The sequence below is a fragment of the Aquiflexum gelatinilyticum genome (genome assembly GCF_024741135.1).
Lineage (GTDB): Bacteria > Bacteroidota > Bacteroidia > Cytophagales > Cyclobacteriaceae > Cognataquiflexum > Cognataquiflexum gelatinilyticum.
Genome location: NZ_JANSUY010000007.1, coordinates 101,520 through 119,600, shown reverse-complemented (window position 1 = coordinate 119,600; position 18,081 = coordinate 101,520). Strand labels below are relative to the sequence as shown.

Annotated in this window: 16 protein-coding genes; 5 read left to right on the top strand and 11 right to left on the bottom strand. The window is 40.1% G+C overall.

The window, feature by feature from the left end; all coding sequences use genetic code 11:
• Positions 1–69 precede the first annotated feature (69 nt).
• A complete protein-coding gene (locus NU887_RS10880; RefSeq protein WP_258423393.1) occupies positions 70–351 on the top strand; it encodes a DUF433 domain-containing protein in 282 nt (93 codons plus the stop codon).
• On the top strand, positions 351–698 hold the full coding sequence (locus NU887_RS10875; protein ID WP_258423392.1) for a DUF5615 family PIN-like protein: 348 nt from the start codon (positions 351–353) through the stop codon (positions 696–698). The genes NU887_RS10880 and NU887_RS10875 overlap by 1 nt, the downstream gene beginning before the upstream one ends.
• Here NU887_RS10875 and NU887_RS10870 read toward each other — a convergent pair.
• The 5 genes from NU887_RS10870 to NU887_RS10850 form a co-directional block, all read right to left on the bottom strand.
• Positions 685–1,599 carry a helix-turn-helix transcriptional regulator gene (locus tag NU887_RS10870; protein ID WP_258423391.1) on the bottom strand — a complete coding sequence of 305 codons (915 nt, stop codon included), beginning with the start codon at positions 1,597–1,599 and terminating at the stop codon, positions 685–687. The two genes, NU887_RS10875 and NU887_RS10870, sit on opposite strands and share 14 nt — an antisense overlap.
• Positions 1,600–1,718: 119 nt before the next feature.
• On the bottom strand, positions 1,719–2,594 hold the full coding sequence (locus NU887_RS10865; protein ID WP_258423390.1) for a DUF5777 family beta-barrel protein: 876 nt from the start codon (positions 2,592–2,594) through the stop codon (positions 1,719–1,721).
• A gap of 20 nt (positions 2,595–2,614) precedes the next feature.
• Complete coding sequence (locus NU887_RS10860; RefSeq protein WP_258423389.1) at positions 2,615–3,166, bottom strand: YceI family protein; 552 nt, start codon at positions 3,164–3,166, stop codon at positions 2,615–2,617.
• Entirely contained in the window at positions 3,166–3,666 is a 501-nt protein-coding gene (locus tag NU887_RS10855) for a QcrA and Rieske domain-containing protein (RefSeq protein WP_258423388.1), read from the bottom strand. Before NU887_RS10855 ends, NU887_RS10860 begins: the two co-directional genes overlap by 1 nt.
• 225 nt (positions 3,667–3,891) lie before the next feature.
• Positions 3,892–4,428 (bottom strand): hypothetical protein, encoded by a 537-nt coding sequence (locus NU887_RS10850; protein WP_258423387.1) that lies wholly within the window; start codon positions 4,426–4,428, stop codon positions 3,892–3,894.
• Between the two features lie 265 nt (positions 4,429–4,693).
• On the opposite strand from NU887_RS10850, the gene smc reads away from it, so the two are divergent.
• Positions 4,694–8,233 (top strand): chromosome segregation protein SMC, encoded by a 3,540-nt coding sequence (smc, locus tag NU887_RS10845; RefSeq protein WP_258423386.1) that lies wholly within the window; start codon positions 4,694–4,696, stop codon positions 8,231–8,233.
• Between the two features lie 170 nt (positions 8,234–8,403).
• On the opposite strand, the gene NU887_RS10840 is transcribed toward smc, so the two are convergent.
• Positions 8,404–8,883: a hypothetical protein gene (locus tag NU887_RS10840; protein WP_258423385.1), complete on the bottom strand. Its 480-nt coding sequence runs from the start codon at positions 8,881–8,883 to the stop codon at positions 8,404–8,406.
• 280 nt (positions 8,884–9,163) lie between these two features.
• On the opposite strand from NU887_RS10840, the gene NU887_RS10835 reads away from it, so the two are divergent.
• Complete coding sequence (locus NU887_RS10835; RefSeq protein ID WP_258423384.1) at positions 9,164–9,391, top strand: hypothetical protein; 228 nt, start codon at positions 9,164–9,166, stop codon at positions 9,389–9,391.
• A gap of 286 nt (positions 9,392–9,677) precedes the next feature.
• The gene (locus NU887_RS10830; protein WP_258423383.1) at positions 9,678–11,090 is read left to right on the top strand and encodes a TlpA family protein disulfide reductase; all 1,413 of its coding nucleotides are present in this window, start codon (positions 9,678–9,680) and stop codon (positions 11,088–11,090) included.
• A gap of 147 nt (positions 11,091–11,237) precedes the next feature.
• Here NU887_RS10830 and NU887_RS10825 read toward each other — a convergent pair whose 3' ends face one another.
• The 5 genes from NU887_RS10825 to NU887_RS10805 form a co-directional block, all read right to left on the bottom strand.
• Positions 11,238–12,788: a DUF1501 domain-containing protein gene (locus tag NU887_RS10825; protein ID WP_258423382.1), complete on the bottom strand. Its 1,551-nt coding sequence runs from the start codon at positions 12,786–12,788 to the stop codon at positions 11,238–11,240.
• A 5-nt stretch (positions 12,789–12,793) separates the two neighbouring features.
• Positions 12,794–14,521, bottom strand: coding sequence for a DUF1800 domain-containing protein (locus NU887_RS10820; RefSeq protein ID WP_258423381.1), 1,728 nt, complete (start codon positions 14,519–14,521; stop codon positions 12,794–12,796).
• 296 nt (positions 14,522–14,817) lie between these two features.
• Positions 14,818–15,840, bottom strand: a complete 1,023-nt coding sequence (locus NU887_RS10815; protein ID WP_258423380.1) for a DUF481 domain-containing protein — start codon at positions 15,838–15,840, stop codon at positions 14,818–14,820.
• Between the two features lie 97 nt (positions 15,841–15,937).
• Positions 15,938–16,771, bottom strand: coding sequence for a 4,5-DOPA-extradiol-dioxygenase (ygiD, locus tag NU887_RS10810; protein WP_258423379.1), 834 nt, complete (start codon positions 16,769–16,771; stop codon positions 15,938–15,940).
• Positions 16,772–16,904: 133 nt separating this feature from the next.
• Positions 16,905–18,074, bottom strand: a complete 1,170-nt coding sequence (locus NU887_RS10805; RefSeq protein ID WP_258423378.1) for an alkaline phosphatase family protein — start codon at positions 18,072–18,074, stop codon at positions 16,905–16,907.
• Between the last annotated feature and the right edge of the window lie 7 nt (positions 18,075–18,081).

The following is an 18,081-nucleotide window of genomic DNA, read 5'->3' as shown; positions in this document are numbered from 1 at the left end:
TTGAGACTGGAGATTTGAGATAGATTCTAGAAAAAAAAGAATTTCAAAAAATAAGTTAAAGAAAGAGCCATGATGAAAATTGTGGCTTTTTTGTTTAAATTGAATTGGCATAAAAATATTACTGCAATGACTTATCGAAACCTAATTGAAAGAAACCCTGATGTATTATTGGGAAAACCGATAATAAAAGGGACTAGAATTTCTGTAGAACTTGTAATAAGAAAACTAGGGGAAGGATATTCCATCGAAGATTTATTGGAAAACTATCCACATATTTCAAAAGAACAGATTTTGGCAGCTCTTCAGTTTGCGGCTGATATGATATCTCTTGAAGAAAACATCGAAGTCTAGTGATTATTTTTGACGAAAATATTGAACAAAGGCTTGTATCAAAAATTGAAAATGAGGGGTTTGAATTTGTTTCAATAAAAGGGAATTATCAAGGTCTCAGTGACAAGGAAATTATTCATCTCGCAAAAGAAATGCAGGCAACTATTATCACTGAAGACAAAGATTTCGGAGAACTTTTTTTCGCACATGGATTAAAAAATTGCTCAGTCATTTTTCTCAGGTATTCAAGAAATGAATTTGAAGAGGTTTTTAACAATTTGCTTTCTGTTTTAAATAATGTCCTTAACAAAGAGTCTTTACAATTTATCACTATCAGAGCTAAAAGTATAAGAATCAAAAAAATTTAGCTTTCTCCAACTGCTCTTCCAGATATATTTTTAGCTCTTCTCCTTCTACCACTTTGATTTCTCCGGGTAAGCCAAGAATAAAACGGGCCAATCCCGGCAATTGTGGCACCTTTCCTTCAAAATAATATTGGTTTCGGTTTTTGGTGAAAGTAAAAGGTTTGGCGTCAGGATATTCCTCTATCATCAGTTGATAAGCTTTTTTGGTGAGTTTGAGGTGGACGGTAAACTGACTTTTTCCTGAAAAACCAAACAATCCCTGCTCCAAAGGCTGGTGCAATGATTGGTATCTGAATACCTTGGAAGTCAACAAAACCTCCCCAATCCTTTCTATTTTAAACATTTTCATTTCTTTGCTTTCTACTTCCAAAGCATAGATTGAATCAAAATTATTGTTGAAGGCCACAGGCTCAACCAACCTGTCAGAAACAGAATCCGAACTCATGGAATAATAATCTCTCAGAATCACTTGGTTTTGGTCCTTGATGGCATGGGAAATCAAGTCTACAAAAATGCCCAAATTGGCATTGAAAAGCTGGTTTACGCTTTGCCTAAAATCAGAACGGATATTTATTTTTTGTAGAATGGAGTCTTTGAGGAGGTTCTTTTGGCTGCTTTTGTTGATCAGCTCATTCATAAAACCGATTTCCTCCTCGTTGAAAGTACCGAAAACATGTTCGATGGGAATCTCCACCCGGTCTACGATTCTGAATTTGGAATGCTGTTTTTCTATTTCAAATCCTAATGCTTCCAACAACTTAAAATACCTATAAACGGTCCTTGAATCCGTATCCAATGATTCTGCCAACCGGTGGACATTTTTTCCAATATTTCCCCTCAAAAGGTTGATGAGTTTAAATACCCGAAGAATCTTTTGCTGTTCAATAGTATTTGCCTGAGCCATAAGAATAAGTTTAAAGCCAAAATATAATGCTTTTGACAACTATTCCTTCCTGACTGACAAGGAATGTCACAGAAAATTTTCACTAAATGGGTTTGATCAGGATTTATAAAAGCAAATAATCACTTTTTGCTTTTCTTTCTTCCTGTAGCAAATATTCTGTTGACATTGAACCCTATCCTGAATTCATCCCCAGGTGTTCCATTTCCTCCTGCCAAAAGATACTGTTCATTTAAAAATTGGGAGGTAACAAAATACATTTGAAATACATGCCCGCCTGCTTCTAAATCAATCCCAACTCCAAGGTTGTTTCTTAGGTCGCTGTTTAGATTGGGAATCCATTGTAAAGTCAGCGAGGACTTTCCTGTAACCTTATATTTACCGCTGAATCCCAAAGCGAGATACAGGTTTTGATCTCCTTCAATAAAGAAGATAGGATTAGGGTCTACAAAATAGGCCATCATCGGTGTGACCTGTACACTAAGCTTTTCCGAAAATTTACGGGCAGCCATAAACTGAAAAGCGTATGAGGTTCTTTCAGCAAAATTTGGTGCGTCATTTTGTAAAAAACCATAATCAGAAGTGTTGACCGCTGCACCACCCATCAATGAGAGGGAAAAAGGCATGCTGTTATCTTGTGTCTGACTTAGAAGATGGTACCTTCCGTATAGGTTATACACTTTGTCTCGACTTTGACGCGCTGCACCCAAAGAGAATTTGTCACTGAAGCCATACTCAAAACTGAATTGGATGTTTGCACCGTTGTCCAAGCCCCACAAATCCTGTATCCCGCCATCCAAGGTTCCAAAAGTATGCATGATCGCAAAATGGAGTGCTTTCTTATCCAATGGCTCTACAGTAAGCAAATTGATATGTCTTGGCGCGTGGAATATCAAATCAACATTTTGGTTTTCGGTAGCTAATTTTCTTTCGAGTTGACCAAATGCAGGGTATGTAAACACCAACCCTGCTAAAAGGATAAGATTTCTCAAGTTCATAAAGTGATGGGTTAGATTTTTTAATTCTTTTTCAAAACAGCCTGAATGGTGACAACCTGTTCTTCAGAAAGTTCATAAAATACCACAGTTGGTATATCTATTTTGTAGTCAGAAAGTAAAACTTTGAACTGCGCCTCAAGCTTCAGTTCGTTATCGGAGATCATGGTCAACTTTCCAGGAACCTCAATTTCACGCTCAACACCATGAATTTTAAACTTCCCTTTGGCTAAAACCTCTCTTGACTGACCTTTTATCAACGTAGGCAAGGTTTCAATTTTCCCTGTAAATTCAGCAAAAGGAAATTTCTTTGTTTCAAGGTAATTTTCTCTCATATGCCTGTCCCGCAAACCTATACCTGTTTTCACGGTATTGAGGTCAACAAAAAAGTCAAGGAGATTTTTATCCAAATCCATCAAGCCGTTGAGCGAACTTGAAACTCCGGTAAACTCATTCAAGGAAGCTTTTGAAAGAAATTCAACAGAACCGCTTTCTGTCTTGAAACCTTGGGTATTCCCTATTTTGGGGAATGCAAAAAAGGAAATTGCAATAAAATAAAACCAAAACCTTTTCATCAGGTGAGATTTACGGTGAGAGTCCTGTTGTTCAGGTTGGTAGCATAGCTCTTTAATGGTTGGATGGCAGGCCCGGTGAGCACAGCACCTTCTGTATTAAACCTCGAACCATGGCAAGTACATGTAAACACATTGCTTCCAAAAGTCCAGTTTCTGTCACATTGAGAGTGTGTGCAGACAGATGTTAAAGCACTGAAAGTGTTATTCCCTAAATTGACAATCAAGACCTTTGCCTCAATTACCAAAGCCCAACCTCCTGCTGTTGCTAAGGCTGTTGCCTGATCAAGATTGACAGTGACAGCACTATTGGTAACGGTGATTCCATTTCCAGTCGCCGGAGGATTGTTGCTGCCGCTTCCAGGATCAGGATCATCGGAAGAACAACTTGTAAAAAAAGCCACTCCAAATAAAGACATGGCTGCCATAGCACCGGATTTTTTGATAAAATCTCTTCTTGCCGAAGACAATTCACCCGTTTTGATTTTAGTTAAAGTTTTCATGTTAAGATATACGGATAAGGGATTGGGATTGGATTTAAAAATTATTACTAGAGTAAAACGCCAAAGGCAAACAATTGTTTTTCAGAAAAATAGGAGGTAAAGGTTTGGGAAAATGGTGCTAAACCAAATCATTCAGTAATAAATTACTAAGAAACAATATTCATATCAAAGAAAGCCATAAGTAAGGTTCATACCCGCTCATTAAATCAAAAAATAAGCTTGGCTTCAAAAATATTTCCTATTCAAAATCTCACTCAAAATCACTGCATCTTTGATGGTTTCAGGATTTCTGAGCATGGTTTTATACTTGTTCTCTTCTTCTTGACCTCCTACAGATTCAAGTGCAATGGTGGATTTAATCCCTTCCACATGGCTATGGATCCTTTCTTGGTCTGCTAATTTAACCCTGTCCGGAAGGGCTCTTTCTTCAATCACCCCTTCATAACTTTCATATCTCTTGATCTTTTTGACTTCTTGGACAGTCTTCGGTTTAGGTTGCTCAAATGTCCTTCCTTCCTGCCTTCTTGGAAATGTTTCAGCCGGTTTACCCTGACCTGAATCTTTGGTGTCTTTTTCCCTTTGGCCCTGCCCTTGTCTGATTTCCTTCAAGAGATCTTCAAAAGATAAAGGTTTTCTTTGTTCCTGAGGATTATCCGGCGAACCCGGTTGGTCCATTTCTTCAGGATTTGCTTTCTTTTTTGTCGCTGTATAAATGAAATATGCGATGATGGCAATGATATAGATGATGTTTCCTAAATCCATGGAAGTTGAAATTTGATGTTACTAATATAGGAATTTAATTGTTTTATGCTGTGCGTTGTCAGGTTATCGGGTTGTCAAGTTATCGAAATCTGTTTCTCAATAGTTATAATTGTTTTAGTTGTTGTAATTGTTATCTGCAGAGGGTTGCCAGGGTTTTGCATTCAATTATTCATTTTCAATTCTAAATTCATCATTCTCATTCCCGCCTTGGTTAATTTCCGAATTCAAGTAATTTTGTCTGTAATCATTTTCAAAGAGGTAAAGGATGCTGCTGAGTAAGCTGGAGATCAAAGGTTTTAAGAGTTTTGGTGACAGGATGGTCATCCATTTTGACAAGGGAATAACCGGAGTAGTCGGTCCAAACGGTTGTGGCAAGTCCAATGTAGTGGATGCGATCCGATGGGTTCTCGGCGAACAAAAATCCCGGATGCTCCGCTCGGATAAGATGGAAAACGTGATCTTCAACGGTACCAAAAACCGAAAACCAAGCAATCTCGCGGAGGTTTCCCTTACTTTTGAAAACACCAAAAACCTCCTTCCCACAGAATACACGCACGTTACCATCACCCGGCGCTATTACCGGTCAGGGGAAAGTGAATACCTGCTCAATGGCATCGCTTGTCGACTGAAAGACATCACCAACCTCTTTATGGATACCGGCATCAATTCCAACAGTTATGCCATCATCGAACTGAAAATGATCGATGAAATCCTGAATGACAAGAACAATTCACGCCGCGAACTTTTCGAGGAAGCTGCAGGAATATCCAAATTCAAATCGAGAAAAAAGGAAACCCTCCGGAAACTAGAAGATACCGATGCCGACCTTGCACGTGTTGAAGACATCCTTTTTGAAATAGAAAAAAACCTAAAAAGCCTCGAAAAACAGGCCAAGCAGACTGCTCGGTATTTTGAAATCAAACAGGAATACAAGGAAGCAAGCATCAACCTGGCCAAAAAATCCGTCCAAAAACATGCGGATTCGCTGATTTCTTTGAATCAAAAAGTACAGCAGGAACAAGACCGAAAGCTCCAAGTCAATACCAAAGTCGCAGAAAAAGAAGCCTTATTGGAATTCAGCAAGGCTGACCTGATCCTGAAGGAAAAACTGCTTTCCTCCCGCCAAAAGACACTCAACGAGCATGTCAACAAGATCAGGCAGTTTGAAAGTGACAAGAAAATCAAAAACGAAAGGCTGAGATTTCTAGAGGACCGGGCACAAAAACTCCGAGAGCAGATCGATGCAGACCGTAGGTCCAACGACCGTGCAGGATTCAGCATTAGATCCCTTGAGCAGGAAAGTGAATCTGCCCAAAAGATGCTTTCCGAGAAAGAAATGATCGTCGAGGAACTGCGTGCAGCCTACGAATCCCAAAAAAGAGAACAGATTCAAATCCAGGAAAGTCAAAAAGAGGTGACAAGGAATTTTTCTTCCAAAAAAGACCGCGTTTACCAGCTTTCCAAAGACCAGGAAATCAAGCAAATCCAGCTTTCCACACTCAAGCAGGAACTCGAAAAGACTGCTTCTGACGATACCAATCAGGTTACCAACTTGGCGGAGTTTGAAGACAAGATGGTTTTGCTCAAGGATTTCCTCGACCTCAAATCAGCTGAGTTGTCCAAGATCAAATCCAAAGAAGAAGACCAAATCCAAAAAATAGAGGAAACCAACCGCATCATCGACATGATCCGGGAGGAAGTCACGCAGACTTCAAGGAAGCTGGACGCAAGACAAAATGAATTTAACCTGACAAAATCCTTGGTCGAAAACCTGGAGGGTTATCCGGAGGCGATCAAGTTTCTGAAGAAAAATTCAAGTTGGGCGAAGGACACTCCGCTCCTATCAGACATTCTGACAACGGAAGAAAAGTACAGGGTCACGATTGAAAATTACCTCGAAAACTACATGAATTACTACGTGGTCGAGACTGAAGTACAGGCGATCGCAGCAGTCAACCTTTTGAGCGACTCGGCAAAGGGAAAAGCCAATTTCTTTGTCCTGGAGCATTTCGGCAGCTTTCATCCTGCCCAGACCAAGCTATTTGCCAATGCCATTCCGGCAACGGAAATCATCGAGTACGATGATAAATACGCCAAGCTGATCGGATTTATCCTTGATGATGTCTATATCGTCAAAGGCGAATACCAGGATTTTCCTTCAGACCAATCTTCGATTTTCATCACCGAAAGCGGCAAATTCACCAAGCGGAAATTCAGCGTTTCCGGTGGATCTGTTGGGCTTTTTGAAGGAAAAAGAATAGGCCGGGCCAAAAACCTGGAGAAACTCGAAAAGGAAATCAAGGAACTCAACAAGAAAGTTTCCGCGACCCGCGCTAACCTTGACGACAAGCTGACTGACCTGCTCAAACTCAAAGAAGTCAGTTTCAAATCCGCCATCGAAAAGCTGCAACAGGAAATCAATGAGACCAATCAGGAGTATGTGTCTGTCCGCACCAAAAAGGAACAGTTGGCCGAACTCCTTTCTTCCAATGCCAACAAGCGGGAGGACATCCTCGACCGGATCGAATCCCTCCAATTCAGCTTGGAAACCATCATGCCCGATCTGGAAAATGAAAAAGCAGCTTTTGAGGCTTTGGAAGTGGAATTGGAAAGGATAAACCTTCAGCTCCATACTGAAAGTGAAAGCCTCAGCCAAAAATCTGCGGCTTTTAACCAGGAGAATATCCTGTATCACCAACAGCTCAACCGCGTCAACAGCCTTACGCAAGAGATAGAATTCAAGCAATCAGCCTTCGAAAGCAGCAAGGAAAGAATCGAAAAATCCCAAGCCGAGCATGCTTCCATTGACGCAGAGATCCGCTCTTTGCTGGATAACAATGAGATCAAAGATGACGAGCTTATCGAACTCTATTCCGAAAAGGAGGGCATAGAAAAAGGCGTTAATGAAGCAGAAAAGGACTATTATGCCTGCCGTGGGGAGATCGACGAGACCGACAAGCAAATCCGTGAACTCCAAAAATCCAAAGAATCACTCGACACTTTGATCCATGAGATGCAGCAGTCCATGAATGAAGTCAAACTTAAGCTTGCAAGTCTCAAGGAAAGACTGAGTGTGGAATTTGAAATAGATTTGGATGGATTGATGTCCGATAATCCTGCTTTAGATGAAGCTTATGCCGAGATGGCTGAGTCCGATATCCGCGAAATCGTCGGCAAAGCCAAAGACAGATTGGAAAAAATCGGACCCATCAACCCAATGGCGATGGAAGCATATGATGAAATCAAAGAACGGCACACCTTTATCATAGAACAAAAAGACGATCTGATCAAAGCCAAAAACTCCCTGTTGGAAACGATCATGGAAATCGATCAGGTAGCTAAAGATACTTTCTTGGATGCCTTTGGCAAGATCAAAGAGAATTTTATCAAAGTCTTCCGCTCGCTCTTTACCGAGGAGGACCAATGCGACCTGACTTTGGTGGACCCAAGCAATCCCTTGGAAAGTCCGATCGAGATCATCGCCAAACCCAAAGGCAAGCGTCCTTTGACCATCAACCAACTTTCCGGCGGGGAAAAAACCCTGACCGCCACTTCCCTGCTTTTTGCGATTTACCTTCTGAAGCCTGCACCATTCTGTATCTTCGATGAAGTGGACGCCCCGCTTGACGATGCCAACATTGACAAGTTCAACAACATCATTCATACATTTTCGAAAGAGTCCCAGTTTATCATCGTGACGCACAACAAGCGCACCATGGCAAGTACCGACATCATTTACGGCATCACCATGATCGAAGCAGGTGTTTCAAGAGTTGTTCCGGTAGATCTGAGGGAGTTGGCTTAGGCATTATCCGTTTAAACATTTATTCTGAAGATATCAATGTCATCACTGACGTTTTTGCCTTAATCAATTTCAGTCATTGAAAACAAGACTGAAGCGTTGAGTTGACTTTTTCGGATAAAAAAGCCAGATCATTTGACCCGGCCTAGTTCTAACGGTAACTCAATAATTAATTACAATTCTTCGTCCGGTTTTGGATTGCTGTTTTCGGTTCCTTCTAAACTTTTATTTAGATCATCACAGATGGTTTTTGAGTTAGGGACATTCATTTCAGTTGCTAATTTTACCCAGTTGAAATAGATTAATGCAGTTTCAAATGCATCAGAACTTATCACCCTCACAGTATCGCTGAGATTACTCTCAAGTTTCTGTATAGACCGGAAAATAGAAAGAAATGAAGTGGAGTCATGCCAATCTTTTTTAACGTTTTCGATTTTCACAAAAGGAGGAAGAAATTCTGGATTAGTGACAGCATAGTCCATTACTTTGGAGACAAAAGGTTCGCATTCCTCGGACATTTCGAGGAGTTTATCACGCTCTTCGGATGAAAGGGTGATGAGATATGGTTCTAATAGCTCATTAATAGAAGCAATCATGTCTTTGACAGCTTGCAAATCTTCAGGTGAAATGGTAAACGAGATAGAGTCTTCCATGTTTTTGAGAATTTTATTTGTTAAAAATATTTATCAAACTAAAATAATAAAGCAATTTCACCTTTCCTACTCTATCACTAACCCAGGAGACTACTTATCCGATTTAAACGTTTCAAATCGGATAATCCGCTTTTTGATGGCTTTTTTATAAAGTATTCAGAGGCTTGAAACCTGTAAAAAATATAAATCTAAATTCTATTCATACATGATTTTCAGTCTATTTAGGAATGATCTTTGCAACCTAACAGTTGTAATGATTTTCAACAAACACCAAAATACCATGAAAACCGAAGCCCAACTCAATGCTGAAATCCTGTCAGCAACCGTAAAAATCAAAGAATATGCACCCGAACTTGAAAAATTCATCGGAGAAATGCCTGTAACGATAACCGATTCTGACAGTGACTTGGTCAACCACAAAATCCTGTCTGACTACCTTGATTCCCTCAACCAAATGCTAAAAAAGTACAATGAAGAAAAACTGGTTCAGTTCAAATTGAGCATTTAATCAGAGAGTTTTTTATCCTGGATTTACTCGCGTGGATGCTTATTTTTTTACGTAAAGGTAAATCCATGATTTATACAAATTTGTCCCATTGCCTAAAAAGAATGGGCAAGCATCACAACCTTGCCTTTAGGTTAAATTTTCATAAAATTATACTGCCTGCACAATATAACTGCGGTTTTATTTTTTTGTACAAAAACCATAATGTACTTTTAAGTTTAAAAGATATCATCTGACAGCCAAGGTCTTTTGATTTCCTATTTTATTCCACTATCTAAACCACAAACAAATGAAAAACTTATGTTTATCTGTATTGGCGGGAAGCTTTCTCTTATTTTCCTGTAGCCAAAAACCTGAAATTGTCGACAGCAGCATCACAATCCAAGGAAAGCTGGAAAATTCAGAATTTCCTTTAATTATGGCAAGTCTTGATGAAGACCTTGCAAGTGACTCTGTACAATCTGACGGCACCTTCCGGTTGAAATTTGATTATCCCGAATCGGGAATGTTTTTGCTCACCAATGGAGATTTGAGATTTAGTCTCTACCTCAATCCCGGAGACAGCATCTTTATCACAGGTGATGCCAAAGAATTTGGACAAACGTTCATGGCTTCCGGAGACAAAGCCAAAGAAAATGCCTACCTGAGAAAAAAATTCCGTGCCATCAATGAAAGCGGGCTTGATAATTTCATGGAAACCATGGCTTTGAAAAAAGAAGCCTATTTTTCAAGAAAAGACAGTCTCATCTCAATAGTCAAAGAGAATTACGATTCGCTTATAGTGGGAAAAGATATTGATCCTGTTTTTTCAAAAATGGAAGAATCTTATTTTACCTACCAAAGCTTATTTATGGATCAAATGTATCCGTTATACCATTCCTATATTAATAAAATTCCACAGGATTCGGTGGATTTTCCGGTTGAGGATACCAAAAGTAAATTGAATGAATTGCCTTTGGACCAAAAGGAACTGCTTGGCGTGGCACCTTACAAAAATCTCCTAGACCAAAGGATTAACAATTTGGTAGGTGAAATGATGAAAGCAGATACCACCGTCAAAGAATATGAAAAAGTTTCTTGGATGGCAATCGATTCATTGATCAAAAACCCTGAAATCAAGGACCAACTGAAATTTGAAACCTTGAAATCTACCCTTGAATACCGAGGACCGGTACATGTGGAAGATATGTACAGCAAATTTTTAGCTGAAAACACTACGCCAAAGTTTGCAGAAAAGCTGGAAAAACTTAAAGCCAAGTGGGATCCCATTTCACCGGGAAAAACAGTTCCTGATTTTACTTTTACTGATATCAAAGGTGATTCGGTCAAGCTGAGTGATTTAAAAGGGAACCTCGTTTATATTGACATTTGGGCGACTTGGTGTGGTCCGTGTATTGCCGAGCATCCCAATTGGGATAAGGTAAAAGAAGAATACAAAGACAAGCCAGTTGCTTTCCTCACCGTGTCAATTGATGATACGCGTGAACCTTGGGAGAAAATGGTGAAGAACAAAAAAATGGATGGTCTGCAGTGGTTTGCTTCCAATGCATGGCAATCTGAGCTTGCCCAATTCTTTATGGTAAATGCGATTCCAAGGTTCCTCCTTTTAGACCAAGAAGGAAAAATCATTGATCCCTCTGCGGAAAGACCTTCAGGAAATATCAGAGAGGTTTTGGATAAGCATTTGGAAAAAGCGGTTTAAAACCTTCAACAGGTCAGCGAGGACACTGACCGAGGCAAAAAAGAAAGGAGTCAGCCTCCCAACTGACTCCTTCTAACCAAAACTAACCAAATAAAAAAATAAACCTTTATCTTCTAAATCCCTCAGAACAAAGCCGGATGGGGATTATTATAACTTAATCAAATGGACTGTTGACCTTCTAAAACCATCCATGACACGAAGGATATACCTTCCAGGAGGATACATAGAAAAATCAAAATTTTGATTGAACTGCCTGTTTTGGGCCATTCCTTCATAGATTTTTTTCACTTCCCTTCCTTGGCTGTCAATGATGTCTATTCTGATATTTCCTGAAAACACATCAAACTTTACCGTTGCAAAATCCCTGATCGGATTAGGATAGACTTTTAAATTGCTCGGTTCTTCTTTTTCAATTGAGGTAATAAGTGCATTTTTTACAACAGGTATTTCACCAAAAGTCCCCATCATCGTGGCTTGGTTTACAGAAGCATCTGACCCAAACCATTGTGTAAGCAATGAGCTATATACCTGTCTAAAATCATGTTGCATCGAAATGTTATCCCTATACTCCTCTGATCCATCAATAAGCGGTGCGTTGCCTTTGTATCCACCATAAGACATATTACCAAATATAAACAAGGGGGCCGAAGCACCGTGGTCTGTTCCCCCACTTGAATTGGAGACTATCCTTCTTCCAAACTCCGAGAAAGTCATTCCCATTACCCTATCAGCTGTTCCCAAAAACTCTTGGTCAGCCATAAATGCCATCACTGCATCATTTAAATCCTTCAATAATCGCGCATGTTCTCCTTGGGTATGGTCTCCCCCATCCACCTGATTGTCGTGGGTGTCAAATCCACCCATTCTTACCAAATAAAGAGGCGTCTTCAGTCCCCCTGCGATAAGCCTGGAAACAACCCTAAGTTGATTGCCAAGACGTGTATTGGGATAAACTTTCTGTTGCGGAACTTTCTGTGCAGCACTTCTGACCACTGCCCCATATTTTTGTGATTGCTCGGCGATAAGCCTGATATACCTCAGTTTATCCCCCGCAGGAGTATCAGGAGTTTCTTCCTGCTCATTGTCCAATAATTGATAAAACTGGTTGGTGTTGTTGATAATCATGCTAAATCCTGCTTTCTCCCCTTGAAAAAGCATGGATGAACCATAACCAATTTCCACCGCCAGTGGATCCGGATTTTCTCCATTGGGATATCCTTCCGGAAACTGGGGATGCTTTGCTTCCAAATACCTTCCTGTCCAACCTGAATTGATCAATTCATTAGAATCCGATCCGCTCATCCAAATATCTGTAGAGCGGAAATGCGAAAAATTCTGCTGTGGATATCCTACGGAATGCAATACTTGAAGCCTTCCCTCCTCATACAAAGTCTGAAATCCGGAGAGTGATGGATGTAGACCAAAGTCTGTTCCTTCGACAGGTAGAATTCCACTTTCAGGAAGTACCACATGTGGCCTGACTTTATTGAGTTGGCTGAGGTGAGCCATTGGAATTACTGTATTGAGTCCATCATTTCCTCCTTCCAGATAAATCAGAACCAAAGCACGGTCTGTTTCATTGGCTAGGTGCAAAAATTTATCCAAAGTCTGTCCAAAGCTTTTGTTGCTCATTGCTCCCAAAAAACTTGGGATGGCAAGACTATGTGCGGCGTGTTTTATAAATGACCTTCTTTTCATAAAAATTACATCAGTTGCGCTTCTCCCATTTGTAATAAAAGCTGGAAAGCCGGTTTCAATCTGTTTGTCACGATAATGGCACTTTCCTGATCATTTGGAGAAGCCGCATGTGTCAGCCAAGCACCTGTCCAATAATAATCCTGATCCTGTCCATTGAGCAGAAGCATTTTTACCTGATCGATCTGGGATTGGCTCAATTCCAGCCCGAGATTCACTAGTGCAAATTCCTTTATTAATAGATTGGGATCTTCCGGTGTGGTAAAACCTTTTACATAGGCAAGAAGGTCTGCTTCGATATTGACAGAATTGGAAATCCAATAACCCCAAAACAGCATAGAATCGGACCCGATAGCCCTTTTGAGGATGGTATCAGTATTGATCCAAATCTTGTCATATTGTGGGGCCTGATAATAAGGTGTCCATCCTGCCACATTGGGGGGATCTCCCACTTCCATTCCCATTCCGCTCATATCCCAAAGGATAGCAGAATAAAAATCCTTTTCAGCCATGGCACTTTCGGCAATAGGCATGTCAAAATTTCTCCATAAACCAAGAATAAAATCCAAAGGACTTTTGATCAAGGCTCCCATAATCTCCTCGTGGAAGAAATGAGCTGAGGAAAACAATGCAGTCATTGCAGGCAAAATATTGTAATTGTTTTGTCTGATGATATTTGCCAAAGGCGTGATGACATTGACTTCGGCCATTTCAGTAATCTCACTGGCTACAAAAAAAGTATAAATCTTCCGAGCGATATGCTTGGCTGATTCATTGGTAGCAAAAATCATATCAAGCATTTCATCCAATTCTCCCGCACCTGCTTCCCCTTCTTTTCCTGAAATCAACTTATTTCCATAAAAAGCCGAAAACTGCTTGTTTCCCAAATGGTGCATTTCCGGATTGAAATAAGATTGGGGCTCACCAGCTGTGTGGATACTGTCCCAATTGACAGTCCATCCTGTAAGGACCCTAGCGGCAGCCTGTACATCCTGTTCCTTGTACCCTGCATCTTTTCCTTTACCGATGCAAAAAAGCTCCTGAAGTTCCCTCGCAAAATTCTCATCAGGGGTTTCTTTGTTGTTGAAAGCGCCGCTCAAAAAAACGAGCATGGCAGGGTCTAAAGTAAGATCTCTGATTAACTCCTTGAAATTACCCAAAGCATGCCTGTGAAGCATATTGATATATCTGTAACATGATTTGGCTACAAATACATCCCACATCTTGATAGGAAGAAAATTCCACCAAAACAAAACCATTTTTTCCTGTATGCCGCTGTTGGGGCCTAAAACCCTACCAATCATCCAAGACTTGAGAGCCACAATCCTATCGCCTTCAAAATCCCTGTTGAATGCCGCCTGAACAAAGCTTTGACCAAGAGGAACCTCAGGGTCAATTTTGTTTTCGCTTACGTCATTGTAGTTATTGACCGGTTCGGTAAATGGAGTGAAAGAAGCCAATGACTCAGATACGATGAAATTTAGAGACTTTCCTCTCAATCTTTTCAATTCTTCCAAGGTAGCTCCAAAACGAGTCCTTTTGATAAAATGTACCAAATGTGCATCAGTCAATTCTCCAGAAAAAGGCTCCAAGCCGGCTTCGATGTAATTTAACCTTGCATTGGAATATGCTTTTGGGTCGGAAGTAGCCTTTAAACCTGATGTCAGATCAGGAGGTATGACCTTTTGATACTTAGGCTTCAGATGTCTGTACTGACCGGGTCTGATTGGAAACATATGTACTTATTAAACTTAAAAAAGAAATTTGCCGTGCCCTTTCATCTTTTTCCGGAACAATTTCAAAAGCGAGATATTTTGAAAGTATCCGTCAATTGATTGTATTTAGAAGGTTATTTACCTATAAAACGAACAATCAATTATTCTTTATTGCATTGGATGATAAGCAATTATGTTGAAAAGTATATATTTTAAAGGTATGACGCAATAACCAATTAAAAATTTCTTTTTGACAAAAAGTAATCTGACTTTGGTAGAAAAAATATTGCATTTCAGATCAAAAAAATAATTTTGACTTATTTCCAGCTCCATCCAAAAGTCGTTTGCCAAACGTAATCATGTAAAGGTGCACCCGGTGTTGGTTTGTTGTCATAGTTCCATGTCAGCCCGGTTTTGATATAAAAATCCAAAGGCAAGTTGTATTTTAAATCCACTCTATAATCAACCCTAACTCTGCCTTTTTCTGTGATACTTGGATATGCATATACGTTGGAAAGAAGGCTAATGTCACCTACATCAAACAAATTCACCTCCGAACCAAACCAAGATTCCGCACTTTGTCTCTTTTCGGCCTCACCCATAAACCTTTCATTATTAAAGGAGGTACCGGCAGAGAAATTCCAGTACAAATGGTTGTCACGTTTGATAAACTTACCAAAACCCAACTTTGTATTGGACCTAAGGTCAAGCTTTTGTTCTGTATTTGAAAGGAAATCCAAACGGCCTACAGCAAACCAATCTTTCTGAAGAAAGTATATGTAAGTTAGGTTGGCGTCCATTCTTCCAATTGCTTCAGTTTCATCTTGGACTGAGGCCAATACGTTAAATGATCCACTTAGCGCCCACTTTTTGGTAAGGTAACCTACCCTGCTTCTGATAGTGAGTTGTCTCTGATTTCTAGCCTTAGCCACCGTAAAACCCAAATCAATTTCAGCTTTTAACCTATCAAGAAATCTTGTTTCCACTTTATTGATACCAATGATATTGTAAAGTTGGAGGACAACAGATTCTGATTTCTCCGGTTTGAAAGTTAGCTTTCCAGACTCTGAACCAATTACATTTCCAAAGGTCCTTATCCCGTCAGAAGTAGTTATTATAAAAGGGACATTTGTGAGAATTCTATCCACCTGTACCCATTTGACTTTGAAATCTTCCTTGCTGTAAGCGGTGGAAACGGTGATGACACCTCTGTCCATAGATTTGATTTCACCGATCAAAAGGTCTTTGTTTTTGAAAAAGATAGAATCGGTTTGGGAAAATAACGGTGCAGAGGTAAAAAAAGCAAAAATTAAAAACAACCTAACAAAACAATGTTTCATAATGGAAGAAGTATTGGTGAATTTACTCGATCAAATTAAAAAAAAACTTCAAGTTTTTTTCTAATAATAAAAATGCACCATTTCATTTACAAGATTCCTAACCAAACCTTACCGAAGTCATTGTCAACGATCCTCCGACCGCTTTGTCATTAAAAAAAGAAACTTCCTCCTTTTCACCCTGAATTCCCAAAAGGTACAAAAGAGGAAAATAATGGTCGGGTGTAGGAATGGCAAGCTTACCTGCATGCCCAAGATTTCTATAATTTATCAGATCGCGATGGTCTTTTGATCCGATTTTGGTTTTAAACAAAGTATTCATTTCCAATGCCCAGTCAAAACCAAACTCAGGTTCATTCAACTTGTCCCAAGCCACCATCCTAAGGTTGTGTACCATGTTGCCACTTCCAATGACCAAAACTCCCTTTTTTCTCAATTCCCTCAACTCTTTTCCCAAGCGATAGTGGAACTCAGGACTTTCATAATAATCAATACTCAACTGAAGCACAGGAATATTGGCCTCAGGATACATGTGCCGCACAACCGTCCAAGTTCCATGGTCTAATCCCCATTCGTGGTCGAATTCAATATTGGTGGAAACTACCAAATCCGAAATTGCCTTGGCTAGATTTGGATTTCCTGGAGCAGGATATTGGACTTCAAACAGCTCTTTCGGAAATCCCCCAAAGTCATGGATGGTTTTAGGATGTTCCATTGCCGTGATAAAAGTCCCTCTTGTCAACCAATGTGCCGAAACAACCAAAACAGCTGAAGGCTTTGGAATTTCCTTTCCCAAAATAGACCACTGCCTGGAAAATTCATTGTCCGCGATGCCATTCATCGGCGAACCATGACCGATAAAAAGTGCCGGCATCAAATGGGTTGATTTTTGGTCTTGTGACCAATTGTAAAAGTCTTTAAGCGAAGCGGTCATGATATTTGTTTAAAATGATATTGATTGATATTGGATATTTGTTGATATTATTTAAGAAATCATGGTTTTGTTTGATTTCTGCTTCAGCTATCCGTTCTTAACAAATGAAATAGTATAATCATACATTTTTGGCCTATAGATTCGCATTTTTCACCCAATAATTCAGAAAGCCAGTCGGGGTTTCCAATACGACTTTGGCATTTTGGAAATCGTGTTTTGAAATGTCAAATTCAGCGGATTCATCTTCTAGGTTTACTTCCCCGAGCAGGATATACGCATCCTTGTTCCCATACCGGAATTGGTTTCCAAAGGTGATCCAAGCTTTCCCAACCTGTTTTTCTCCCAAATTCTTCCAATTGATTTTCAATCTTCCGCCCTCAATTTTTCCTGAAAGATCAATAGCAGAAACCTCGCCCAATAAGGAAACCCCGTCCAACTCCATGGCATGGTCTCTTGGAATTGGAATTTCGAGAAAATCTGCCACAGTGGGGAAAACATCTACTATGGAAGGGTTGTAATCGAATCGTTTTTTGAATTTGGAATTGGTTGCGATCCAAATTTCCCTCTCCTCATCCGATTGTCCTCCGTGGTGAAATCCACCTGATGCCCTTCCATGGTCTGTCGTCACTATCAGCAAATATTCCTCATTATGGTTTTCTTCCCTATTTCTAACGGCGTTCCAAATTTCTCCCAATTGCCGGTCCGCTTCTTGGACAGCAGCATCCATTTCGGGACTATTTCCATAGCGATGCCCCATGTCATCTGTGTATTGCAGGTAAACCCAAGTCAAATCAGGAGCATTTGTGCTGATATCTTCCGCGGCTTTTGAGGCCACCAATTTATCTATCTCATGGATATATTGGCTCAAGGTGTCGTGGGGAAACCTGACTGTGTCCAGTTCTAATCCGTCAAAATTGTAATCCAACTTTAAATTGCTTGTTTCAGGCAATCCTTCCCCAAGCAATTTGGTTCGATTGTCCAACCATGTTGAATATATGGCAATGGTCCTTTGGGGATAAGTTTCCTTAAAATGTCGAAAAACACTCCAATAATGGTAATTGGGAAATTGGATATTATTGTCTTTGACATTGTGTTTGTTGACCCAGGTTCCTGTCAGCATGCTGTTGTAGCCGACTGCGGATATGGTCGGTGTTTCAGAATAACCATCTTTTTCTCCTCCCAGCCATGCACGTGAATACCCGCCATAAGTGACGATACTGTCTAGGTTTGGTGTAGATACTTTTTCGATCACCGAAGCAGGAATTCCATCCAAAATCACCAAAACAACCTTTCTTGACTTCAAGTCAGGA

Excerpts from the sequence above, each read along its gene's own strand:
- NU887_RS10850 (WP_258423387.1), bottom strand. The coding sequence starts at position 4,428 with ATGGATTTAGGAAACATCATCTATATCATTGCCATCATCGCATATTTC.
- ygiD (WP_258423379.1), bottom strand. The coding sequence starts at position 16,771 with ATGACCGCTTCGCTTAAAGACTTTTACAATTGGTCACAAGACCAAAAA.
- NU887_RS10820 (WP_258423381.1), bottom strand. The coding sequence starts at position 14,521 with ATGTTTCCAATCAGACCCGGTCAGTACAGACATCTGAAGCCTAAGTAT.
- NU887_RS10860 (WP_258423389.1), bottom strand. The coding sequence starts at position 3,166 with ATGAAAAGGTTTTGGTTTTATTTTATTGCAATTTCCTTTTTTGCATTC.
- NU887_RS10825 (WP_258423382.1), bottom strand. The coding sequence starts at position 12,788 with ATGAAAAGAAGGTCATTTATAAAACACGCCGCACATAGTCTTGCCATC.
- NU887_RS10865 (WP_258423390.1), bottom strand. The coding sequence starts at position 2,594 with ATGAACTTGAGAAATCTTATCCTTTTAGCAGGGTTGGTGTTTACATAC.
- NU887_RS10815 (WP_258423380.1), bottom strand. The coding sequence starts at position 15,840 with ATGAAACATTGTTTTGTTAGGTTGTTTTTAATTTTTGCTTTTTTTACC.
- NU887_RS10870 (WP_258423391.1), bottom strand. The coding sequence starts at position 1,599 with ATGGCTCAGGCAAATACTATTGAACAGCAAAAGATTCTTCGGGTATTT.
- smc (WP_258423386.1), top strand. The coding sequence starts at position 4,694 with ATGCTGCTGAGTAAGCTGGAGATCAAAGGTTTTAAGAGTTTTGGTGAC.
- NU887_RS10840 (WP_258423385.1), bottom strand. The coding sequence starts at position 8,883 with ATGGAAGACTCTATCTCGTTTACCATTTCACCTGAAGATTTGCAAGCT.
- NU887_RS10855 (WP_258423388.1), bottom strand. The coding sequence starts at position 3,666 with ATGAAAACTTTAACTAAAATCAAAACGGGTGAATTGTCTTCGGCAAGA.
- NU887_RS10830 (WP_258423383.1), top strand. The coding sequence starts at position 9,678 with ATGAAAAACTTATGTTTATCTGTATTGGCGGGAAGCTTTCTCTTATTT.
- NU887_RS10880 (WP_258423393.1), top strand. The coding sequence starts at position 70 with ATGATGAAAATTGTGGCTTTTTTGTTTAAATTGAATTGGCATAAAAAT.
- NU887_RS10835 (WP_258423384.1), top strand. The coding sequence starts at position 9,164 with ATGAAAACCGAAGCCCAACTCAATGCTGAAATCCTGTCAGCAACCGTA.